17 protein-coding genes are annotated in these 23,993 nt (G+C 30.5%); 8 read left to right on the plus strand and 9 right to left on the minus strand.

What is annotated here, in order from left to right; all coding sequences use genetic code 11:
* Nucleotides 1-24: 24 nt before the first annotated feature.
* On the minus strand, nucleotides 25-1,068 hold the full coding sequence (hypD, locus tag QZV12_RS01095; RefSeq protein ID WP_295615947.1) for a hydrogenase formation protein HypD: 1,044 nt from the start codon (nucleotides 1,066-1,068) through the stop codon (nucleotides 25-27).
* Between the two features lie 405 nt (nucleotides 1,069-1,473).
* Between hypD and QZV12_RS01100 the strand changes: the two genes are divergently transcribed.
* The 6 genes from QZV12_RS01100 (at nucleotide 1,474) to QZV12_RS01125 (ending at nucleotide 8,886) form a co-directional block, all read left to right on the plus strand.
* Complete coding sequence (locus tag QZV12_RS01100; RefSeq protein ID WP_295615871.1) at nucleotides 1,474-3,210, plus strand: cytidylyltransferase domain-containing protein; 1,737 nt, start codon at nucleotides 1,474-1,476, stop codon at nucleotides 3,208-3,210.
* Nucleotides 3,211-3,455: 245 nt separating this feature from the next.
* Nucleotides 3,456-4,526 carry an N-acetylneuraminate synthase family protein gene (locus tag QZV12_RS01105; protein ID WP_295615874.1) on the plus strand — a complete coding sequence of 357 codons (1,071 nt, stop codon included), beginning with the start codon at nucleotides 3,456-3,458 and terminating at the stop codon, nucleotides 4,524-4,526.
* 88 nt (nucleotides 4,527-4,614) lie between these two features.
* A complete protein-coding gene (locus tag QZV12_RS01110; protein WP_295615877.1) occupies nucleotides 4,615-6,096 on the plus strand; it encodes a sialyltransferase in 1,482 nt (493 codons plus the stop codon).
* A 201-nt stretch (nucleotides 6,097-6,297) separates the two neighbouring features.
* A complete protein-coding gene (locus QZV12_RS01115; protein ID WP_295615880.1) occupies nucleotides 6,298-7,698 on the plus strand; it encodes a flippase in 1,401 nt (466 codons plus the stop codon).
* Between the two features lie 361 nt (nucleotides 7,699-8,059).
* Nucleotides 8,060-8,533, plus strand: coding sequence for a radical SAM protein (locus QZV12_RS01120; protein WP_295615883.1), 474 nt, complete (start codon nucleotides 8,060-8,062; stop codon nucleotides 8,531-8,533).
* The gene (locus QZV12_RS01125) at nucleotides 8,530-8,886 is read left to right on the plus strand and encodes a hypothetical protein (protein ID WP_295615886.1); all 357 of its coding nucleotides are present in this window, start codon (nucleotides 8,530-8,532) and stop codon (nucleotides 8,884-8,886) included. The genes QZV12_RS01120 and QZV12_RS01125 overlap by 4 nt, the downstream gene beginning before the upstream one ends.
* Nucleotides 8,887-9,075: 189 nt before the next feature.
* Here the strand turns inward: QZV12_RS01125 and QZV12_RS01130 are convergent, their stop codons facing one another.
* The 6 genes from QZV12_RS01130 to QZV12_RS01155 all read right to left on the minus strand — a co-directional run bounded on the left by QZV12_RS01130 (nucleotide 9,076) and on the right by QZV12_RS01155 (nucleotide 17,907).
* Nucleotides 9,076-9,582, minus strand: a complete 507-nt coding sequence (locus QZV12_RS01130; RefSeq protein ID WP_295615888.1) for a DapH/DapD/GlmU-related protein — start codon at nucleotides 9,580-9,582, stop codon at nucleotides 9,076-9,078.
* 93 nt (nucleotides 9,583-9,675) lie between these two features.
* On the minus strand, nucleotides 9,676-11,670 hold the full coding sequence (locus QZV12_RS01135; protein WP_295615891.1) for a hypothetical protein: 1,995 nt from the start codon (nucleotides 11,668-11,670) through the stop codon (nucleotides 9,676-9,678).
* A 426-nt stretch (nucleotides 11,671-12,096) separates the two neighbouring features.
* A complete protein-coding gene (locus tag QZV12_RS01140; protein WP_295615894.1) occupies nucleotides 12,097-13,284 on the minus strand; it encodes a glycosyltransferase in 1,188 nt (395 codons plus the stop codon).
* A 195-nt stretch (nucleotides 13,285-13,479) separates the two neighbouring features.
* Nucleotides 13,480-15,288 (minus strand): glycosyltransferase family 39 protein, encoded by a 1,809-nt coding sequence (locus QZV12_RS01145; RefSeq protein ID WP_295615898.1) that lies wholly within the window; start codon nucleotides 15,286-15,288, stop codon nucleotides 13,480-13,482.
* A 206-nt stretch (nucleotides 15,289-15,494) separates the two neighbouring features.
* Entirely contained in the window at nucleotides 15,495-16,367 is an 873-nt protein-coding gene (locus tag QZV12_RS01150; protein ID WP_295615901.1) for a UbiA family prenyltransferase, read from the minus strand.
* A gap of 151 nt (nucleotides 16,368-16,518) precedes the next feature.
* Nucleotides 16,519-17,907, minus strand: coding sequence for a glycosyltransferase (locus QZV12_RS01155; RefSeq protein WP_295615904.1), 1,389 nt, complete (start codon nucleotides 17,905-17,907; stop codon nucleotides 16,519-16,521).
* Between the two features lie 239 nt (nucleotides 17,908-18,146).
* Here QZV12_RS01155 and QZV12_RS01160 point away from each other — a divergent pair, with 239 nt between their 5' ends.
* Both QZV12_RS01160 and oadA read left to right on the plus strand, forming a co-directional pair.
* Complete coding sequence (locus QZV12_RS01160) at nucleotides 18,147-19,241, plus strand: inositol-3-phosphate synthase (RefSeq protein WP_295615906.1); 1,095 nt, start codon at nucleotides 18,147-18,149, stop codon at nucleotides 19,239-19,241.
* A 624-nt stretch (nucleotides 19,242-19,865) separates the two neighbouring features.
* Nucleotides 19,866-21,596: a sodium-extruding oxaloacetate decarboxylase subunit alpha gene (gene oadA / locus QZV12_RS01165; protein WP_295615909.1), complete on the plus strand. Its 1,731-nt coding sequence runs from the start codon at nucleotides 19,866-19,868 to the stop codon at nucleotides 21,594-21,596.
* Nucleotides 21,597-21,863: 267 nt separating this feature from the next.
* On the opposite strand, the gene QZV12_RS01170 is transcribed toward oadA, so the two are convergent.
* Together QZV12_RS01170 and larC are read right to left on the minus strand one after the other, a co-directional pair.
* Nucleotides 21,864-22,472 (minus strand): hypothetical protein, encoded by a 609-nt coding sequence (locus QZV12_RS01170; protein ID WP_295615912.1) that lies wholly within the window; start codon nucleotides 22,470-22,472, stop codon nucleotides 21,864-21,866.
* Between the two features lie 143 nt (nucleotides 22,473-22,615).
* A complete protein-coding gene (larC, locus tag QZV12_RS01175) occupies nucleotides 22,616-23,890 on the minus strand; it encodes a nickel pincer cofactor biosynthesis protein LarC (RefSeq protein WP_295615915.1) in 1,275 nt (424 codons plus the stop codon).
* Nucleotides 23,891-23,993: the final 103 nt, after the last annotated feature.

Below are 23,993 nucleotides of genomic sequence, written 5' to 3' on the forward strand. Positions count from 1 at the left end.
AAATAAGAAGTTCATTAATTAATATTATCTACTATATCTATGAGCAATATTACAGGTTCCTTCCTTACTTACCATACATGCACCAATAGGATGCATTGGATTGCAAGCCTTTCTAAATAGTTTACAGTCAGTTGGCTTAGCCATACCTCTTAATATAGGACCGCAGATACATCCTTTAGGAGCTTCAGTAACATCTTTAACTTCGATATCATACTTTTTCCGAGCATCCCACTGTGAAAACTCATCATTTACATCCAAGACAGAATTAGGTATTTTTGGGAAACCTCTCCATTCTCTGCTTTCCACATGGAAAACTTCTTCCATCATTTCCTTACCTATTACATTACCTTCAGTCCTTACAGCACGCTTATACTCATTATCTATTCTTGGAGTTCCATTATCGATTTGCCTTAAGATCATGTAAACAGACATTAAAATATCCAATGGATTGAATCCAGCCACTGCTTGAGGAATGCCATATTCAGTGGAGAACTTTTCAAATGGTTCAGTTCCTAAAATTGTACAAACATGTCCCGGTTGAATCAAAGCATTTAAATTGGTTTCTCCAGAGTTGATTAAGAAATCAAGTGCCGGAGGAATCAATCTGTGACATGAAATGATTGAAAAGTTTTCAGGAGGTTTCTTTAATAGTTCAGATGCTGTTGCAGGAGCAGTTGTTTCAAAACCTGCAGACATGAATACAACATCATTATCAAGTTTTTCTGCAATTTCAACTGCATTTGGAATACCATAAACAACCCTTACATCAGCACCTTCAGCTTTTGCTTCAGCTAAAGAGCCATTTGAACCTGGAACCCTTAACATGTCTCCAAAAGTGGTTACAGTAACTCCCTTTTCTATCAATTGTAAACATTCATCAATTTCTCTTGATGGAACTACACAAACAGGACATCCAGGACCTGCTACAATCTCAACTTCAGGAGGAAGCAAAGACCTGATTCCATGTTCCATAATAGTATGTTCGTGAGACCCACAAACATGCATAATCTTAACAGGAGTAGCTAAATCATTGATCCTTTTTATTAAAGTATCAGCCATCTCTTTCATACTAGCCATTTTAACACCTTGAATTATTTCAAAAATAAATCATCTAATTAATTTTTTAAAATTGGTTAGATTAAAATTCTTAATTCAATTATCCAATTAATTTTCTTAAAAATGATTAAATTAAAATTCTTAATTCAATTATCCAATTAATTTTCTTAAAAATGATTAAATTAAAATTCTTAATTCAATTATCTAATTAATTTCTTAAAAATGATTAAATTAAAATTCTTAATTCATTTATCTAATTAATAAAATTTAATATTAATTAATAATATACTATTATTAGTTTGTCTTAATTAATAATATTTTTTAAAATTCAAACAAATTAAGAAATAAATATTTTAAAAAAATTAAAAAAAATTTTAATCATAGAAATTACTTATAACAATAGCTAAAGGTTTTAAAATGTATAAAAATAATAAGATTCTTGTTGTAATACCTGCTAGAGGAGGTTCAAAAGGCATTCCTCGTAAAAACATCCGTCTTCTTGGAGGAAAGCCTCTTATAGCACATACAATAGAAATGGGAAATACATCAAAGTATGTGGATAACATCGTTGTCACAACAGATGACAATGAAATTAAATTCATAGCAGAAAAATTTGGTGCAGAAACCATAAAAAGAGATGGAAAACTTGCTGAAGATTCCATTCCTTTAGACCCTGTAATATATGATGCTACAATTCAAAAAGAAAATGAGATTAATGAGGAATTTGATGTAGTGATCACTGTCCAGCCTACTTCCCCACTACTTAAGACAAAAACCTTAGATTTAGCTATTGAAACATTGATTGATTCCAATGATGAAGACAATAAGGACGAAAGCGAAAGATATGACACCATCATAAGCGTAGTTAATGATAGACACTTAAGCTGGGGTTATGACGAAGAGAATAAAAAGTACTTCCCACTTTACAAAGAAAGGGTAAACAGACAATATCTTCCAAAAGCATATAAGGAAACTGGAAGTGTTTTTGCAACAAAAAGGGAATTTGTAACTGAAAACAGCCGTCTTGGAGATAATATTGGACTTATTGAAATATCCAAGCAAGAAAGCATAGACATTGACAACTATGAAGATTGGTGGGTAGCTGAAAGAATCCTGAAGAAAAAGAAAGTCCTTATTAAAGCTGATGCAACCCACGAAATAGGAACTGGCCACATTTACAGAGGCTTGTCAATAGCTTCCAAATTAGTTAACCATGAAGTTGTATTCCTTCTTGATGAGGCACAGCCATTGGGAATTGAAATCGTCAGCAATAACAATTATCCTTATATAACACATAACAGCGATAAAGGGGAAGGAAAGGAAGCGGATGAAGCAGGAAAAGAGGAACTGATTGAAAAGATAGTGGAATATGACCCAGATATTGTAATAAACGACATACTTAACACCAATTCCAAATACACTAAAACCTTAAGAGAGAAAGGATTCTTTATAGTGAACTTTGAGGATGTGGGAGGAGGAGTGAAATATGTTCATATGGTATTTGATGCATTACATGAACACAAGATACCTCTTCAAAACCTTTACTCAGGACATAAATACTATATACTAAAGGATGAATTCTATTATCAATCATTTAAGGAAATTAAAGAGGATGTGAATAGGGTGCTCCTTACATTTGGAGGAACCGATCCGAATAATTTAACTGAAAAAGTATTGGAAGCAATTTTAGATAGCAAATACCAAAATAAGATTGAAATTATTTTAGGACTTGGATATGCAAACAAAAAGCAAATCCAAGATAAATACAAGGATAATGATAGAATAGAAATCCATGAAAACGTTAAAAACATGAGCGAACACATGCATAATGCAGACTTGATATTCACATCAGCTGGAAGAACCATGTATGAAATAGCTTCACTTGGAGTTTCTTGCATCTGCCTTTGTCAAAATGAAAGAGAATTGAGCCATATCTTTGGAAATGTAGAACATGGTTTCATTAATTTAGGATTAGGCTCTGATGTTTCTGCGGAAGAAATTAGGGAAACATTTGAAAGCACAATAGAAAACTATCCATTGAGATGTGAAATGAATAAAAGAATGTCTGAAGTAGACTTAAAACATGGATTTGACAATATTAAAAAGCTGATTAAAAAGGAATATAAGAAATGGAAAAATGAAAATAAACTATAATTAATGATAATGAATGATTATTAATGAAATAAATGATTACTAAGAAGAATAAATGATTATTAAAGATAATAAATAATTATTAAGGTTAATAAATGATTATTAAAGATAATAAATAATTATTAAGGTTAATAAATGATTATTAATGATGATGAATGAATATTAAGAATAATAAATGATTATTAAGGATAATGAAGATTATTTATAATAATGAATGATTTTAAGGATAATGAATAAAAGGTGAAAATATGAGCATATTCAATGAAGAGCCATTTTTAATAGCGGAAATTGGTGTAAATTACTATGATATTGCTAAAAAAGAAAATATAAGCAATATGGATGCTGCTAAATTAATGGTTAAAGAGGCAAAAGATGCAGGATGCAATGCAGTTAAGTTCCAATCATATAAAGCGAATACAATAGCTTCAAAAAACTCTCCAGCATATTGGGATACAAATGAGGAACCTACAACTTCACAATACGAATTATTTAAAAAATTCGACTCATTTGGAGAAGCAGAATATAGGGAAATCGCAGATTACTGCAATGAAATTGGAATCATGTTCCTATCAACACCATTTGATTTTGATTCAATAGATTATTTGGATGAATTTATGGATGTCTACAAAATATCCTCATCAGACCTTACAAACATTCCTTTTATTAGAAAAATAGCCAAAAAGGGAAAAGACATCATAATATCAACTGGAGCATCCGATCTTGATGAAATAAAATTGGCAATTAACACAATAGAAGAAAGCAATGAGAAATACACAAATGGAGATGCTGGAATAGGAATCATGCACTGTGTCCTTTCATATCCAACAGACAACAGAGATGCAAACCTATTGATGATTAAAAACCTTAAGGACTTATACCCCAACTATGAGATTGGCTATTCAGACCACACAAAGCCTGATGAGAATATGCTTATCCTAACAACAGCTTATCTTTATGGGGCAACAATCCTCGAAAAGCATTACACTTTAGATAAAACATTGCAGGGAAACGACCATTATCATGGAATGGACCCAGAAGACATTAGAAAATTCAATAAAAACATAGAGCTTATCAAAACAATCAATGGACAATATGATAAGGTTCCTCTTCCTTGTGAGTCAGAATCAAGAAAACAGGCAAGACGTTCCATTATTGCAAAAGAGGAAATTAAAGAGGGAACTGTCATAACAGAGGATATGCTCACTTACAAAAGACCCGGAACAGGCATTTCACCAAGTGAAATAGCCAATGTTGTTGGTAAAAAAGCAAAAATACTCATCAAAGAAGACGATTTAATCGAATACGAAAATCTGGAATAAAAATGATGATAAGTGGGAAAAGCTAAAAAAGAAAAAGGCTGAACAAAACAAAAAGACTTAAACCAATCAGAGAAAATAAGGAATTCTTATGACTTTTACAGTAAAAGAAATTTGTCAAAATATTTGGAATCTTGAAGAGAAATATGAATTGAATCATAAAATGATTCAAAATTGCTACCCTTGGCAATTAATTAGAATGTATTTATATTACGAAATAACAAGAAAGACAAATGTCTTTGAATCTGCTCAACAGTCAAGCCTTTCCCTATTTGATAAAATAAATTCATTCTTGCCTTTTGTAAAAAACAGCATCTTATCAAATCCTTTAAGTGGAAAGGAAAAAGCGGATGTTTTGATATTTGACCATCCAAGAAAAGTCATATTTAAAGATGAATATCAGGACATTTACAGTTATTTCCTAAAGGACACATTGAATCAATATGGAAAAAGTTTTGAAACCATAGAATCCCCATACCTAAATCAGCATTTTAGAAGCAAAGAAAACATTAAGGAAAACAATGTGAAATTCAATGATAGAAGTCTTTTAGGTTCATTTATCAATAAAACAAGAAATAGGGGAAAATTGCCTTTTACAGAAGATGAAAGGAAATTGATAAATACTGTAAAGAAAGAGCTTGAATCTATTTTTAAAATTGAAATTGACTTGTTTAGAATTATTGAAGATCATATCCTTAATTTCCATTACGATTATAAAAAATATATTGAACTTCTTGAAAAGAGAAAGCCTAAATGGGTTTTCCTTGTTGTAGCCTATGAAAACAAGGCATTGGTTGCAGCATGTAAAAAAATGAATATAGAAATCATAGAATTGCAGCATGGAACCATAAGCCCATACCATTTAGGATACAGTTATCCTGAAAATACAATGAAATCCAATGGCGAGGTAAAGGAAATTGAATACTTCCCAGATAGGATATTGAGCTTTGGAGACTACTGGAAAAATGCTTGTCCATTCCCTATAGAATCTGACAAGATCATTTCAATGGGCTTTCCATACTTTGAGGAAAATTCAAAGATATATATGAAAATAGCTGAAGAAAAAAACAATCAAGATGGGGAAAACAAGCAGATACTATTTATTTCACAAGGAGTTATCGGCAAATATCTGTCCCAATTAGCTTATGAAATAGGGACAAAGACAAATGACAATTATAAAATAATCTATAAACTGCATCCAGGAGAATATGAAACCTGGAGAGAAAACTATGAATACTTGAATAAGGCAGTAGATGAATTTAAAAACTTTAGTGTCATTGACAAAAGCCAGCACCCATTATATGAATTGTTTTCAAAAAGTCATTATCAAGTAGGTGCATTCTCTACAGCAATCTATGAAGGGCTTGCATTCAATTGCAAAACTTTTATCATAGATGTTCCAGGAGTGGAATATTTAGATGACCTAATCAGCAAAAGCATTGTAAAAAAAGTTAAGAATAGTGAAGAACTAATAGATTATTTAAATGAGGAAGAAATAGATTTTAAGGAATATGATAAGGATTATTTCTTTAAAAGCTATGACGAATCTATATTTAATGAAATTTTTAAATGATTATCAAATAATTAAAAAAATTATAAATGATAATTAATCATCATTTTAAAAAAAAAAATCTTAAATGATAATTAAGCATCGTTAAAAAATATAAAAAAATCTTAAAATAATAATTAAGCATCGATAAAATAAAAAAAAAAAAAAAAAAAAAAAAAAAAAAAAAATCTCATCAAATTATTATAAAAATAAAAAAGTGATCAAATGAACGAATATGTGCGATTTATACAAAGGATAGGATTAGTAGGATTGACAAACATCCTAATCTCCCTCAGTGGTCTAATCTTTATTCCAATCATTACAAAATCATTTACCACAGCAGAGTATGGTATGTGGGCACAGGTAAATACTACAATCGCACTCGTTCCAAATATTGCAAATCTTGGTCTTCCATACACTATGGTAAGGTTCCTTTCTGCAGAAAAGGATAAGGAAAAGATTAAAGACTCCTTCTATCCAATGATCACTTTAACATTTATTTCAACATTGGTCATTTGCGCATTGTTCCTTATCTTTGGAAATCAAATCGCAAATGCATTATTCAATGGAAGCATGCAGATATTGTACATTACAACTGCAATTTCATTCTTCGCCTGCATGAACCTTATGCTTATCACTTTCTTTAGAACATTCCAGCAAATGAAAAGATATTCCCTATTCCTTGTTCTTCAAAGCTATATAGGAGTATTTGTAAGCATATACCTTACATATGCAGGATATGACATTGAAACTGTTGTTCTTGGTCTTTTAACAGGCTATGTAGCAGTGTTCATTATGATGTCAATTTTAATTTTAAGATACCTTGGAATCGGAGTTGGAAAATGGTCTAACCTAAAGGAACAGCTTGAATTTGCAATACCTACCATTCCAAGCAATGTTTCAAGTTGGGTAGTTGATTCAAGCGACAAATATGTGATTGGAATTCTTATAGGATCTGTTGCAGTAGGCTGCTATTCACCAGGATACGCTTTAGGAAGCATTCTGCTTATGTTCCTTTCCCCATTTGCTGTTCTGCTACCTGCTATATTGCCAGAACATTACGAGAAAGGGAATATTGAAGAGGTCAACAAATACCTAAACTATTCCATGAAATACTATCTTCTACTTACCGTTCCAGCAGGAGTGGGAATGAGTGTGCTTTCAAAACCATTGCTATACATAATCACAACTCCAGAAATTGCTCTTGGAGGTTATTTGGTTACTCCATTTGTTTGCCTTGGAGCAATATTCATGGGAATGTATGGAATTACAAACAATATTCTCATATTGGAAAAGAACACTATGATTCTTGGAAAGTTATGGATCATTGTAGCAATTTCAAATATAGTTCTTAATTTAATCCTTGTTCCCCACTTAAATATCATTGGAGCTGCTATTGCTACACTCCTATGTTATATTCTTGCATTTAGTGTAACTGCAATTGCAAGCAGGAAAACCATGAAATTGCCATTCAATGGAAAAGAGATTTTAAAAATAGCAATTGCATCAGCAATTATGGGAATTGTAGTTTATATGATGCATCCAAATGGAATTATTAATGTGTTGATATCCATTGCTGTAGGAGTAATTGTATACTTTGCAATCATCTTCATTTTAAAGCAGTGACAATGAAAGAAATTGCAATCTTTAAAGATTTGATTCATTAAATTAAGGCTGAAATTAATTTAATTGAATTAAATTTTTTTGTGAGAAATCACATTTGTGCAAAAGTGAAAAATTTTTCTAAAACAACTTCACATTATCTAAAAAAATACTCATTTTAAAAATAATACACATCCCATTTATCAGTTCGCCTTTTGATACACTATTTTTATGTTAAGACTAAGAGGGATATTTTTCAAAAATTAAAATGAAAGCAAGTACTTACATGCAAAAATCTTTATATTCATACATTAATAGATAATTAATTAACTTAAGCAAGAGCACAATGAATTTTTAAAAAGTGAAAACTTGATAAGGAGGGGTCATGTCTCTCAAAAATGGAATAAAACTTAAAAAAACAATGTTTGTTGTAACTACAAAATGTAATATAAAATGTGACAATTGCAATTCATTCATCAATAAATATATCTTCCCAATATCCTATGATAGAAAAACTTTAGTGTCTGATGCTAGGAATTTATTGGAATTTGTTGATTCAATTGAAGAATTGGTGATTTTAGGTGGAGAGACTTTTTTAAATCGAAATTTAGATTATCTATTGGAATATTTATTTGAAGGAGAATACTCAAATAAAGTTGAAACTATCACAATCTCAACAAATGGCACAATTATTCCAAATATTGAAACATTAAAAATTCTAAAAAAGCATAAGGAAAAAAACACCATCATTATAAGCAAATATTTTGACATGTGCGAAACCATTGTTCCGGAATTAAAGAAATTTGATATAAATTACGTTATTAATGAGCAAGTCCATGGCGAAAAAATGGAAAAATGAATTTGCATCATAGGTCTGAAGAAGAATTAGATAAATTGTATAAAGGCTGTTTCTTTAGAAATGAATATGATGGTTTAGTGCTCAATGGAGAGCTCCACATATGCCCAATATCTGCCCACGCTAAAGATTTGAAAATTATTCCAGATTATAAATCAGATTACCTTAAATTTAGAGAAGGTTCAGTAAGTTCAAAAATCGAAGGATACGATGTTTTTAATAATCAAAGCCATTTGCAATGTTGTGACCATTGCGAAGCAGTTCTCAATGAAATTGTGGAAAGAACTTACACTTGTATGCATGTTAAATATTCCAGAATAAATAAACTTAAAGCACAATTAAATTCAATTGATTAAAATCTGACTTTAGTTTTTAAAGATAAATCCTTGAAAAAACATTAAAAAAAAATGGAATGTCTTAATAAAAAATAAAAGAAATAATAGACTAAAAAATAAGAAATAAACTAAATAAACTTAAAAAAATCTTAAAATAAAAAAATTAAGAAATAATAGAAAAAAGATTAAAAAAATCTTAAAATAGAAAAATTAATGAAACTTAGCTTCTTTTTTTAATTCTTCATAATGATCCTTGTCTCTTGAAGAAAATACCCTTGCAGGGTGTCCACCGGCAATTGCATACTTAGGAATATCACTTACCACTACACTTCCAGCTTGAATGATAGCTCCCTCACCAATAGTGACTCCAGGAAGAACAATTACACGATTTCCCAACCATACATTATCTTCAATGATGACATCCTTTGAAATAACCGTTTCATCATAAGGAATGGCTTCCCCTTCATAATTATGGCTGTCAGTGATTATCATGCATTCAATTCCAGAATGGAAATTATCCCCAATGACAACATTGGCAGTTCCTTGAATTTTCATTCCATTGAAATTGACATTGTTTCCAAGACTTGTTTTAGGAGTGATATAGGAATAATTATTAACAGTTAAATCATATCCACATGATTTAGAAACTCTTTTTACTCTAAAAGTATAATATTTTCGTTTAATTGATTTAACAATGCCAAAAATCTTTGAAATCATATAATCACATAAATCCTTTTAAAAATAAAATTTATTAAAATATAAAGAAACTAAAAAATTAAAATTGAATAAAAAAAAGAAAAAATTAACTTATTATAATACAGAACAATCTGCAGAATAATAAGATAATAGTCTTGCTATTTTAGCAACAGTCAATTCATCAATTCTTTTTTGTCCACGAATCATCTTATTGAACAATTCATCAATGAATAAGTCTTCATTAGTAAGTATGACGTTCAAGATAGCTAAATCATCATTTACAAAACCAATAAGAGGTTCAATGTAAATTCCACTAAATCCTTTATGATCTAAGAAAATAGCTAAGTCTTCATTTAACTCTAAGGCCTTGCGTTTGATTTGACTATTGTCTAAGAAATGGATTTCCTCATTTCCAAATTCAAATCTTGTTTGTTGGTCTTTATAATCAGTTTGAAGCTCTAAGGTATTTTTTCTGTCTATATAATTTTGGATTGAAGCAGAATCACTTACCATAGAGTCAGTTTCATTATCTGATTTGACCTTATTCTTATAATCCTTAGAATCATATCTTTTGGAAAGGATAGTGAATACTCCAGTTTGTCCAACAACCACATGGTTGATAATATCCTTAGATTGTGGTGGCTGAACAGCATAGAATACATAAAAGTCATTTGGAAGAGCAAGCAATCTTTCACGAATGATTCTTCCACGTGCAATATAATTGTTGAAGGCATATCTCTTATAGATACCAAAACTTAAAATAAGCACGCCTAATGCAACACCAATTAAAGCATACCAGAGTTTGCTTATGAAGAAATAATAGGCAGCGGAAACAACTAAGGCAAATGCTCCAATCAATATGTAAACATCTGCATAAGTTTTCTTAGGTTCATAAGTCCTATTTTGAGCCTTAATTAGCTCAACTGTCTCTTGAGTAATCAATGCATCATCTTCACTTGCCTTTAGGTTACCTTGTATAACGCTTTTTTCTCCTCTTTTGATTAAGCGTTTAACTGGACTTCCCTTGTAGAACTCTTTTTCCATAGACCTTAAATAATCATCCTTAAGGGAATCTGATAAGGCTACATAGTATTTATAGCGTGCAAGCTTAAATGCCTCATATTCCTCAGGGCTATCAAAGACCATTTCATTTTGAACTCTTGCAAATAATTTTTGGTCTTCTTCAGACAGCTCTCGCCTGCTTAATGAAACTGGAGATTCAGGCATTTCATCTTCAGGAATGTCAGTGACTTCAACAAGCTTTTGCTCTTCTTCAACTTCCTCAATCTCTTCAGCAGGATATGCAAATCCAGTGGCAATATCCCTTGAAGTTTCCATATACCTTTTTTCAGCATGAATAGGAATAATCTCATCAGCTTCTCCAAGTGAAGAGTCATATATGGAACCATATGAAATCACCTCATCTTCAACTTCATATGTGGAATCATCAACGATGTACTCCTCTTCATAGGAGTCATCTGCATATTCCTCCACATAAGCGGTTTCTGCATGAATAGGAATGATTTCATCATCAGAAGCAGAAAAATCAGCATAATTAGATTCAGCATGAATAGGAATAATGTCATCTTCAGAATCAGCAAAATTAGCTTCCATATGCATAGGCACTATTTCATCAACATATTCAGTTGTATCAGGTTCTGCATGAATAGGAATAATCTCATCAACATCAGAACTGGAATAATCATCAAAATTAGCTTCTGCATGAATAGGAATAATCTCATCGACTTCAGTGAGTGGGTTTTCTGTGAGTGGGTTGTCTATAAAACTAGAAGGAGCAGCAGCATCTACAGATGCAGAGCCCATATTTGAAAGGTAATCCAATGATCCTCCACAACTATTACATTCAAATTCGTTTATATCGTCATTTTCGCTTAATTGATATTTCAATCCACAATTTGTACAGTAAACAAGTACCAAATCAGAAAATACCTGTGGATTATAATCTGAGGAACTTGGTTCTTCATCAGTTGAGAATTTTTCCAATTCCTCTAAATTTCCAGAACAAACAGAACATTCAAATGCGTCAATATCATCTGCACCGTCAAGCTGATATTTTGCACCACAATTCTGACACGCTACAACTTTCATCTTATCCCTACTCACCTTATATGTGATTGATCATTTGATAAAAAAAATATAAAAATCACACTTTAATTTAATAATAATATAGTATATATAATTTATCAGATTTAAATATTATGTATTTATTTTACTGAAAAATCATATTTATTAGATTAAAATTAGAAAATTTAATAAAATATTGATTTAAATTATAAAACAAAATTAGATAAAATATTATTTCAAAAAACAATTATTTTAAAAAGAAATAATAATGATGCAAAAAAGAAAAAGTTTAGAAATGAAAAAAAAGCTAAAAATTTAAAAAAGGAAATGATAGTTTAAAAAAAGATAGACATTGAAGATTTAGAAAGAATTTAAAAAAAAAGTGAAAAAAATAAACCCTAAAAAACATTGAAGATTTAGAAAGAATTTAAAAAAAAGTGAAAAATAAAATCATAAAAATCTTTTATAGATGCTTATGATTTGATTGTTAATCATGTCCCAATTATACTTTTCATTAATGAGCTTCCTGCCATTTTCGCCAAATGAATTAGATAATTCTTCATCAAATAAAAGCTTTTCAATAGCTTTTCTCAAGGAATCCCTATCATCATCACAAGCGATGCCAACGTTACCATCGACCCAATCATGAATATGATTGTTTTTTGTTAAAACCAATGGTTTTCCACATGCCATTGCTTCAAGTCCACTTGATGTAAATGACTCGTATTTAGAAGGCATTACAAATAAATCTGAGTCTACTAAGGCTTCCTGCTTTTCCTCTTTATACAAGAGACCAGTAACGATCACATTCCCTTCCAATGAATACTTCTCAATCTTTTCTTCCAATTTAGATAAATATCCATCATCAGGACCAACAATAGCTAATTTAATAGAAGAATTTTCATCATTATCCCCATTATCATGAATCAAATCATTGAAGGCATCAATCAATAAGTCAAGTCCTTTAATCTCATGGAGCCTACCTACAAAAAGAACTAATTTATCATCATCTCCAATATTGAATTTAGATTTGAATTTGCCCTTTTCAGGAATATTTTCATACTCTTCCAAATTGATACCAAGAGGAACAATTTCAATTTTATCCTCATCTACACCCATTTTCAGATACTGTTCCTTTTCAACTTCAGTTAATGCAAATACACATGATGCATTATGAAGAATCCTAAATCCGAATGCCTTATCAAAAAGATTTTTCAATCCTTCCTTTTGGAAAAATGGAAGTACAGATCCATGAGCCTGTACAATATATGGAATATTGTTTTTTCTAGCAAAATGACTTACAATTATAGCCAATGTTTGCCTATGTTCGTGAATATGGATGATTTCATAATTCTTAATATCCTTTCTGATTCTAAAAGGAGCTGCAAGTGGTGTGTCTAACATTGTAGCAAGCTTAAATCGATTTGACAGGTTTTTAAAGTAATCAACCTTGATGCCATCTACATCAACATCATAACGACCATTAGGGAATTTTAATCTTTCCTTACATGAATCTGAAGTAATCACCTTTACATCATTATCCTTGCTCTCCTTAGATGCAATTTGATAGCTGGCATTAACTACTCCACCAGCAGATAAGCAAGGGATAAAGAAATGTGCAACATGTAATATTTTCATAAAATTCACCATATTAATTATTTTTATTATTAACTTTTTATTAGTAACTTTTTTTATTAACTTCTATTATTATCATCTTATCGGCTTTTTATTACTAACCTTTTATTATTAGCATTCATTATATGCTTTTTATTGCTAACTTTATTAGCACCACATTTTCACCATTATTAAATTTCATCCAAATTAAAAAAATTCTTAATTATTCCGTTCATACAAGTATAATCCATCCTTATCATAAATCATGGTATAATTCACTAAATCAAAATTGCCATCGGAAATGTAATAGGTTATATTGCTTGCTTCCAAATAGTCTAACTGATCATCCCTTAATGCAATGGCATTATCCTTTAAATACCAATTAAGAGACCTTTGACTATATGCTGCAATCTCTTTTGAACTATAATCAGAATCATAATTAATCAGATAATCTGCAATCACTTTGTTCTTATTGAAATCTTGGTCATAATGAACAGTTCCAGGGAATGTGAAGGCAGAGAATACACAGAATATAATTAGGATTATTGGAATAAGATTTAAAATATTTTTACTATTAATCTCTAAAAACTTAAATCTTTGAGACAATTCTAAAATTCCATCAAGTGCTAAAATAACAAAGTAAATGAAAGATGGAAATACAGTAATAATATATCTGTTCACCTTAATGTTCAAAAATGTGAAAAAGATAAAGTAAACCAAAAACCATGCAATCATAAGGACATTTAATGAATAATCATCTCTGGAAATGCCTTTTTTCCTAAAGATTGAAAATAGGATTACAAAATCAACCAATAGAAGGCCAATTGTTATGATTGAATTAATCCTAAAGCTTAATACTGCAGCTACAATAATTCCAATGAATATAACTGCAACAAAGCAGTTAAAGACCAGTTTAAAAGATTTGTTTTTCAATCCTTTTTCTGAATTTTTTCCATCATCAATAGCTAAATCATTATCAGAACAATTATCATAATCCTCATCCAAATCATCTTTTTTTCTGCCCTTAATTAGTTTATATGCAGATAAAACAATTCCAAACGCAAACAATCCAATCAACAAGTATGAAAGATATGTAGAACCAATCAAAACAGGTATTACATTGTCAAAAATCACATGGTCTGCAAATAGGAAATTTGGGAAATCATGAAGGTAGAAAAATGTGTCATCAGTATATGCATTATCTATTACCTCACCTTTAGACCCAGATGCAAATGTAGAGCCTTGTGTTAAGAATGACAAATGTGAGCCAGAATTTATGATTGCTGCGGAAATCAATGCAAATAAAACAAATGCCAATACACAGGCTTTTAATATGTTTCTAAATTCTTCCCATTTAATGTATTTTTTTAGTTTTCCTAGAAATTTCTTCCAATCTAAAAACAATAAGTCTAAATTAGTGAAGAAATCATGATAGGAAAGATAGTAAAGTAATATCAAAGGCAATAGGAATAATGTAGTGTAGCGTGTGAAAATAGCTAAAACCAATAATGGAAAAGCCAACAGATAATATTTTGAATCCTTATCAATAGCACAAATGATGAAAATCATTGTCCATATTGATAGGCTTACAGCAGGGACATCCAATGTTCCATTAGCCCACCAAAGAAGATTCAGAGAAAAGCTTCCAAAAAGGATTCCTCCACAAAGGCTTAACAAAGAACTGAACCTGTTCTTTAAAAATACATATATTCCAATATTTCCAAAAATGGCAAATGCGCCAGTAACTATGTAAAGAGAAACTTCAGACAATAATCCTAATCTAAATAAAATAGATGTTAAAAAGCAGATTAAAGGAGATAAATAGAGATATTCTCGAGTAGCACCATAACCTGCAAGGGCTAAAGAATTAGTTAAGTAAATAAATACATCTGAACAGTATAATCCAATATTCTCATTGAGGTTTATAAGGGAATATGTTATGATGATGCTGAAAACTGTTAAAATAAATAAATAAAAACAATCCTTTCGGGAGATATTCAAATCTTTGGAAATATTCTTAAAAATCATTCTAACACTAATCCCATTTATTAATCAAATTTAATATTGCATCAACTAACACTATTCACAAATCCAATTTAATTTGCATCAACTAACACTATTCACTAATCCAATTTAAATTATTCACTAATGCTATTCACCATCATAATCAAAAACAAATAAAATAATAAGAATTATAAAATTTGTAAAAATAATAATTATAAAAAAATACCTCATTAAGCAAAACTGAAAATATTAAAAGATCCAACTACAAATGCTACAAAACTGATTAGCATCGCAATCTTAAGATTTTTAGAAACCTTTGCACATGTTTCTTCCGGAGGATTCAATTTCAAGCTATAAGTGCTGTATAGGAATATGATTATTGGAATTATCATGATAATCATATATGAAATATTGAAAATCTTGAAGATATAAAGAATTGGACACATCAAAGTAGTTACAACAATTAAAATAATGGAAATGATTGATGAGATTTTCTTTCCATATAAAATAGGAAAAGTCCTTGCCCCTTCCAACTTGTCTCCTTCGATGTCCTCCATATCCTTAACGATTTCACGAGCTAAAGTCATAAAGGTTGCAAATAATCCTAGGTATATTGAAATGAATAAGATCTTTAATGAATTAGTTGCACAAGCTATGACAGTACCTGCAATTACAAAGCAGAACCCTGTTAAAGTAGCAACAGTGATATTTCCAACTAAAGGCATAGCCTTTAAGTTTCTTGCATAAAGATACATTATGATTACAGCAGGAATGACGATTACAGAAGGCCAAATTGAATTAACTAAATAGCTGCACACTAAACTTAATGCAACTCCAATTGCAAATAGGAAATAAGAATATTTTCTTGCATTTTCAACGCTTATCCTTCCAGAAGGAATCGGACGACTCGGCTTGTTGATTGCATCTATCTTATAATCAAAAACATCATTTATAGTATTTCCTGCAGCTGTACATACAAAAACAATCAATGCACAGATGATTATAGGCAAATCATAATAATGGCCAACAAACATCATCAAGATTACGGCAATAGCTGCCATAACTGCATTTCCTGGACGAATAATTTCTAAATAAGCGTTCATTAAATCCCTCTGTAATTTCAGTAATCCATATCAATATAAAATATATTATTTTTTAAGTATAAATTTATTTATTATTCAATTATTAATTATTTTATTCTTTACTAATTGACATTTATTATTTTTCATAAAAAAGCCACCACTTACTTTTGGCTTATCTTTTATTCAATTCATCTAATAAAACAGCAAATTTCTTAGCCATATTTTCCATGGAATAATCTTTAATGTCAATGTCTGAATTTAATTCAATAGCCCCATTTTCTATAAATTCATTATAAAGTTTTAATAAGACATCTTTAGTTGACTCCAAATCTGAGACATGATATCCCACATTAGTCTCTTCAATCAAATCCTTTAATGAACCTTCCTTATAGCCAATGGATAAGACAGGTTTTCCAAGTGCAAAGTATTCATAAATCTTTCCTGGAATGAACATCCTTTCCTTCTCATCATTCCATGAAATCAATAGAAGTATGTCACTATCCAACTGCTTTTTCAACACATCTTCGTGAGGGATTTTTCCTCCAATTTTTACAATAGCTGAAAGACCGTATTTAGAGGCAATCTCTTCTAGATTTGTGCTGTCTCCATAAAATTCCAGAGACAGTTTTGATGAGTCCAACTTATTTTCATCCCCTAATTGACAAATGGCCTTAAAGAGATTTGTAGGATTCCTTTTTCCACCATATAAAGATCCTGCATAAATGAATTTTAATTTATCAGACCTTGATAAAGCATCATCTTCATCATTAACTTCATCAAAATCCTTATTTTCAATGATTGAATTTAAGAATCTAAAGTCATCCTCATCATAACCAGATAATATTGGAACTATTCTGCTCTTTGGGTGTAAAGTGGATAATGTTTTTCCTGCCAAATCAGTTGTAGTTGTCAATACATCCACATTTTCAAATGTCCTTAATTCCAGTTTCCTTTCAAAATGATTTCTTATAAAAGTGTGTGAAACGTAGGGATTCAAGTTCCAGAGATCCCTTAAGTCTGCAATCCATGGAATACCATAATTGTCCTTTAAATCCTTTGCAATTGTGTGGCAGGTTATAGGCCATGAAGAGCTTATGATTCCATCAATTTCCTCTTCTTCAATAATCTTAGAAGCTGCATCATATGCAGAATTATGCCAATATTTCATCCCATCAGGATATGCAAAAACTTCTCCTGCAATTGAAATAGCCTTTGAAACCAATGGATTTGAAAAAGAGCTTGAATCCTTTAGCATTTCTTTGGAATCATTTGCTTCATCATATGCATCAGATTCCTTGCTAAAATCTGCATTAATGTCTTTTTTAGAAGTTTTGGAAGGTTTTAGCTTATTAGAAAAATGAGCAAACATATCTTCATATTCTGTGTAGACTATTCTGCAGTTTAAATCATTGTTTTCTTTTGGAATTGAACCTAAGTCCGGAACAATCACAATAGGTTCCCATCCAAACTGAGGCAAATATTTTGCTAATGCCCTTAAACGCTTTGAAGCAATTTCATTTACCTGATTGAAATAAAATGCTATTAAAATTACTTTACCCATTTAACCACCAATAAAAAAAAGTCATTAAGAATACAAATTATATATAGAATATAAAAAGATTTATAAACTAATTAAAATATATTAAAATAACATAATTTATAATTTATTCAATGAAGTTTATATAAATTTATGAAAATATCTAATTGAACATAATTTAAAAAATATTCCAAATTGGATAAAAATTAAAAAATAAATTTAAAAGAATTATTAAATAATTATTGTATTTACTGGTGAAAGAAATGAGTAAAATTAAAATAGCGGTTGTAGGAATTGGAAACTGTGCAAGCTCTCTTATACAAGGACTTTTTTATTATAAGGATAAAAATCCTGAAGATGCAATTGGTCTCATGCACTGGAAAATTGGAGATTGGAATCCAACTGACATTGAAGTAGTTGCTGCTTTTGATATTGATGAAAGAAAAGTAGGCAAAACTGTGGATGAAGCAATCTTTGCAAAACCAAACTGTACTACCATTTTCCAAGCAGAAATACCAAAAAGCGATGTAGTTGTTCAAATGGGACCTGTCCTTGATGGTGTAAGTGAACATATGTCTGAATTTGAGGAAGACTACACATTTAAAGTTGCAGACTGTGAACCTGTTGATGTTGTTGAAGTCTTGAAAGAAAGCGGAGCAGAAATATTACTCAGTTACTTGCCAGTAGGTTCTGAAGAAGCAGCAAGATTCTATGCACAATGTGCATTAGATGCAGAAATTGCTTATATCAACTGTATGCCAGTATTTATCGTAAGTGACCCAGAATGGGATGCTAAATTCAGAGAAAAAGGAATCCCTACTGTTGGTGACGACATTAAAGCACAAATTGGTGCAACCATTACTCACAGAACTTTAAGTAATTTATTTAAAGAAAGAGGAGTGAAATTAGTCCACACCTATCAAATCAATACTGGTGGAAATACTGACTTCTTAAACATGCTTAACAGAAAACGTTTAGACTCTAAAAAAGAATCTAAAACTGAAGCTGTTCAATCAGTTCTTGCAGAAAGAATGGATCCTCATGACATCCACATTGGTCCAAGTGATTACGTACCATGGCAAAAAGACAACAAGATCTGTTTCTTGAGAATGGAAGGTAAAACCTTTGGAGATGTACCAATGGATATTGAACTTAGATTAAGTGTAGAAGATTCTCCTAACTCTGCAGGTTGTGTGATTGATGCAATCCGTTGCTGTAAATTAGGTTTAGAAAGAGGAATCGGTGGACAATTAACATCCATCTCATCTTATGTTATGAAACATCCTCCAATCCAATTTACTGATAATGAAGCAGCAGCAAATGTTGAAGCATTCATCAACGGAGAAATAGAACGTTAAGATTTATTTCTTAACTTTTTACTTTTTTTCTTTTTACTTATTTTACTTTTTACATTCTTAGCTTCTACTTATTTTACTAATTAACTTAAATAAAAATTAATAACTTTTTTTACTCTTTAAAATTAATTTAAAAAATAACTAAAATAAAAATTAATAACTTTTTTTACTCTTTAAAATTAATTTAAAAAATAACTAAGATAAAAATAATAACTTTTTCACTTTTCACTGTTTTTACTAATTAACTTAAATAAAAATTAATAACTCTTTCACTTTTCACTGTTTTTACTAATTAACTTAAATAAAAATTAATAAATTACTTACTAATTTACTTGATTTTTGATATAATCATCTAACTTTTTTTATTTTTCTAATAAGATTCAGTTAAATTAATTTTTAATACAGTAAATTACTATTTTTAATTTTTTTAAGGAACAAACTTCACATATAAACTAATTAATTTATTATTAACTATTAACATAAAATAGATAAAATTTATTAGTAATTATAACAATAAATAATAATATAATAAAAAATAATCTTATGTGATTAGAATTTATTGTTAAATAAAACATTAACAATTTAATAAAATTTACTAAAATTTTAGAATATTAGTGAGGTGTAAAGATGAAAGTAAAAATTACAGAAACTGCATTCAGAGATGCTCACCAATCCCTCTTGGCAACCAGAATGAGAACAAGAGATATGGAGCCTATTATTGAGGAAATGGATAAGGTTGGTTATCATGCTATTGAAGCATGGGGTGGAGCTACCTTTGATACTTGTATAAGATATTTAAATGAAGACCCATGGGAAAGATTAAGAATATTAAAGGAAAATTTTACAGAAACTCCATTGCAAATGCTCCTCAGAGGCCAAAACTTATTAGGATACAAACATTATGCTGATGATATCGTAACAAAATTTGTAGAAAAATCCTATGAAAACGGTATTGACATTTTTAGAATTTTTGATGCAATGAACGATATAAGAAATATGGAACAATCCATTAAAGTAGCTAAAGCTCAAGGCGCTCATGTTCAAGGAACTATCAGTTACACTATCAGTCCAGTTCACACTGTAGACAAATTTGTAGAATTTGCTAAAGAGCTTGAAGCACTTGAATGTGATTCAATAGCTATTAAGGATATGGCTGGTTTGATTAGCCCAGCAGTCGTATTCGAATTAGTCAGCAGATTAAAAGAAGAAACTGATTTGCTCGTAAACTTACATTCACACTGTACCAGTGGTATGACTCCTATCAGTTATTATGCTGCATGCCAAGCAGGTGTAGATATTTTAGACACTGCAATCTCACCTATTGCTTGGGGTACTTCCCAACCACCAACAGAAAGTATTGTAGCATCACTTCAAGGAACTGAATATGACACTGAACTTGATTTGAAAATTTTAAATCAAATTAAGAAATACTTTGAAACCCTTAGAGAAAAATACGAAGGATACATCGATCCAATCAGTGAAAGAATTGATACTGATGTATTGATGTACCAAATCCCTGGAGGAATGCTCTCCAACTTGATTTCACAATTAAAGCAACAAAATGCTTTAGACAGATATCAAGACGTATTGGAAGAAATGCCTCGTGTAAGAGAAGACATGGGATACCCTCCACTTGTAACTCCAACAAGCCAAATTGTTGGTATTCAAGCAGTAATGAATGTCATTAATGGGGAAAGATACAAAATCGTATCTAACGAAGTAAAAGATTATATGAAAGGTTACTATGGACGTTCTCCAGCACCAATCAATCAAGAAATTGCTAAAAAGATCATTGGTGATGAAGAGCCTATTACCTGCAGACCTGCAGATTTAATAGAGCCTGAATATGAAAACTTCAAGAAAGAAGGGGAAGAATTAGGAATCATCAACAAAGAAGAGGATGTTCTTACCCTTGCAATGTTACCTCCAGTAGCTAAACAATTCCTTAAAGGAGAACTTGAAGAAGAAGAATTCCCAGAAGCTAAAAAAATCGCAGATGTTGGCGATAATGACTTAGGAGCTATTCCAACCGAATACTCTGTAGAAGTTGATGGGGATGTCTTTGATGTCAAGATCATACCTACAGGATACTTGCAAATTGAAGAGAAGAAAGGTGGAAATGTAGGACCAGTACAAGGTGCACTTACTGCATCCATGCAAGGTATGGTACTTAAAATCAAAGTAAATACTGGTGATAAGGTACAAAAAGGTTCTGTAGTAGCAGTTCTTGAAGCTATGAAAATGGAAAACGATATCTATGCTGAAGAAGACGGTATTGTTGAACAAATTTTCGTAGAAGAAGGAGATACTGTTAATGCAGGAGACAGCTTAATGCTGATTAAACCTTTAGATGAATAATGGTAATTCTTATTACCATTTATTATTTTTTTTTAGAGATTTTCTAATCTCTTTACACCTTATTTACTTAACTAAAAAAAAACTATTTTTATTGAAAATTTCTAAATAACAATATAAAACTGCTCCTTTTAAAAATATTCATATTAATTCAAAGTATTTTTATTTAAAAAAAGATAACTGAAATTTTATTTTTAAAAAAAAGATTATAAAAAATTATTAGAAATATCGATTTAATTACTTAAAAAAATATAGAAAAAAGAATTGAAATTATCCATTTCCAATTCCTAAAAAGAAATAGTCATATGTGTTTTGTAATGTATCTGGTGCCATCCAAGGATAAGTTTTTGCCAAATATTCCTTTATTTCATCAGCACGTAAAATAACATCTGCCTTATTGGCAAACTTCTGAGAACGGAAATAATCATTTAAGTCATCACTGATTTCACGAGATTCCTCATATAAATGCATCAAATGAGGTATTGGAACATGAGGCAAAACCTCATGAAGAATATCTGCTGGAATCAAATCAAAATGATTGGCAATTGCAAAGTTAAAGATTACATTCAACAAAAGATCTTTTGTATCGAGAACAACACGTTTTGGAATATTTTGAGCCTGCTTTTCAGTAATCACACCATCCTTTAAAGCACTATCAACATCTGTTTCAACAACTATCTTTAAAGAATTATTGAATCTTCCCCTTTTTATCTGAATAGCAAAAATAACCATGCAGACAACAGACAAAACCGCACATAGCAAAGATAGAATTAGCACTATGTCTGATTTGATAGTAAATTCATTGTAAATCAATGTTATTAGAGCCACTATGATAAAAAGTCTGGACAACAATGCCAAATTTAATCTTGGAATTTTCATATTTTCACATATAATAATTATGATTAGTTTTATTTAAATAATTCTATTTTATCTTTAGATATTTTTTTAGAAGTTTTAAAAATTATAAACTGAAATTTCATATTAAATAATTTTTCAACCATTTCTAAAAAATTATAAAAATTCTACTCCCTATTATTTTCTATAAAGTCACGAATCATAGTATTTGCAACATCTCTGATTTCGATTAAAGGAATGTCCTGCTCTACAGATATTCTACGCAAATCCTCATATTCAGGCCTATGAGAAATGATTTCATCACCAATTAATCCTATCTTAAAGTTAATTGTGTAGATATGATTTCCCACATTAATGTCTAAAGGAACAAACTGCCTTTCAGCCACTCCTCTATGAGTGTTTTCAGAAATTCTAATTCCTAAAGTGCCGGTTTCCTTAAACAGGATATTCACCAAATGGTCAACTAAACGTGGCTTGCAAATGATCTTAATCAAATGACCTGGCCTGTTTTTCTTCATGGTAATTGGAACCATTGAAACATCAGAAGCCCCTTCAATCAATAATAGGTCAAAGAGGAATCCTAATTCTTCACCAGACATATGGTCAATGTTTGTTTCAATAACGCAAATCTTATGTTTCTCATTTGTTTGCTTTGATTTGATGACTCTCAAAACATTTGGGAAATCAAAGTCTTTTGAACCGCAGCCATATGCAATCTCTTCAGGAGACATCATAGGAGCAAATTCCAAAAACTCATCACAGAATTCCATATATAATGCACATCCTGTAGGAGTTGCCAGTTCAGAGTTTACAGGACCTCCAATGCATTTGGCTTCACCTTTAGAAAAGTCTCCAAACTCACTATCAGACAATCCTTTAAGAATGTCTAAAGATGCAGGAGCTGGAACAGGGATTCTGCCATGAGCAGTTTCAACAACTCCTCCCCCAACAGCAATAGGAAGGCCAACAACCTTGTCCTTATCCATACCTAAATCAAAATAAGCACAAATAGAACCTAAAACATCTGCAACAGCATCTGCAGCACCTACTTCATGAAAATGAACTTCATCTAAACTTTTTCCATGAACCTTTGATTCGGAAATGGCTATTCTTTTAAAAACTGATTTAGCCATTTCAACCATTTCATCAGTTAAATTTTCAATTTCGCCAAATTTTAAAAGGTCTATCTTTTCAATAAAATCTGAAAAATGAATATGATGGTTATTCTCATGCTCTTCATTAAGTGTTTTGACATTACAAAATGTTGCATCAATACCTGCCTTATCCACTTTAGATAAGGACACTTCCACTTCACCAAAATCAAATGCAACATCTTCCATGAGATTCTTTACCTTGTCTTCATCAGCTCCCAAATCAACAAGAGCTCCAATAATCATATTCCCAGAAATTCCTGCACTCTGTGGATCTATAATATAAACCATAAAATTACATCCCTGTTATAAAATAATCATTTAAAATTCAATTAATTTCAATTCTAACAATGATAATGATATAAATTAATTTATATAAAATCTTCAAATTAAT

It is taken from the genome of uncultured Methanobrevibacter sp., assembly GCF_902769175.1.
Taxonomy (GTDB): domain Archaea; phylum Methanobacteriota; class Methanobacteria; order Methanobacteriales; family Methanobacteriaceae; genus Methanobrevibacter.

Bases quoted from the DNA above. Each gene is read 5' to 3' on its own strand.
- oadA (WP_295615909.1), top strand. From the start codon at position 19,866: ATGAAAGTAAAAATTACAGAAACTGCATTCAGAGATGCTCACCAATCC.
- QZV12_RS01125 (WP_295615886.1), top strand. From the start codon at position 8,530: ATGAATTTGCATCATAGGTCTGAAGAAGAATTAGATAAATTGTATAAA.
- QZV12_RS01160 (WP_295615906.1), top strand. From the start codon at position 18,147: ATGAGTAAAATTAAAATAGCGGTTGTAGGAATTGGAAACTGTGCAAGC.
- QZV12_RS01130 (WP_295615888.1), bottom strand. From the start codon at position 9,582: ATGATTTCAAAGATTTTTGGCATTGTTAAATCAATTAAACGAAAATAT.
- QZV12_RS01105 (WP_295615874.1), top strand. From the start codon at position 3,456: ATGAGCATATTCAATGAAGAGCCATTTTTAATAGCGGAAATTGGTGTA.
- QZV12_RS01110 (WP_295615877.1), top strand. From the start codon at position 4,615: ATGACTTTTACAGTAAAAGAAATTTGTCAAAATATTTGGAATCTTGAA.
- QZV12_RS01155 (WP_295615904.1), bottom strand. From the start codon at position 17,907: ATGGGTAAAGTAATTTTAATAGCATTTTATTTCAATCAGGTAAATGAA.
- QZV12_RS01115 (WP_295615880.1), top strand. From the start codon at position 6,298: ATGAACGAATATGTGCGATTTATACAAAGGATAGGATTAGTAGGATTG.
- QZV12_RS01135 (WP_295615891.1), bottom strand. From the start codon at position 11,670: ATGAAAGTTGTAGCGTGTCAGAATTGTGGTGCAAAATATCAGCTTGAC.
- QZV12_RS01170 (WP_295615912.1), bottom strand. From the start codon at position 22,472: ATGAAAATTCCAAGATTAAATTTGGCATTGTTGTCCAGACTTTTTATC.
- hypD (WP_295615947.1), bottom strand. From the start codon at position 1,068: ATGAAAGAGATGGCTGATACTTTAATAAAAAGGATCAATGATTTAGCT.
- QZV12_RS01140 (WP_295615894.1), bottom strand. From the start codon at position 13,284: ATGAAAATATTACATGTTGCACATTTCTTTATCCCTTGCTTATCTGCT.
- QZV12_RS01120 (WP_295615883.1), top strand. From the start codon at position 8,060: ATGTCTCTCAAAAATGGAATAAAACTTAAAAAAACAATGTTTGTTGTA.
- larC (WP_295615915.1), bottom strand. From the start codon at position 23,890: ATGGTTTATATTATAGATCCACAGAGTGCAGGAATTTCTGGGAATATG.
- QZV12_RS01145 (WP_295615898.1), bottom strand. From the start codon at position 15,288: ATGATTTTTAAGAATATTTCCAAAGATTTGAATATCTCCCGAAAGGAT.
- QZV12_RS01100 (WP_295615871.1), top strand. From the start codon at position 1,474: ATGTATAAAAATAATAAGATTCTTGTTGTAATACCTGCTAGAGGAGGT.
- QZV12_RS01150 (WP_295615901.1), bottom strand. From the start codon at position 16,367: ATGAACGCTTATTTAGAAATTATTCGTCCAGGAAATGCAGTTATGGCA.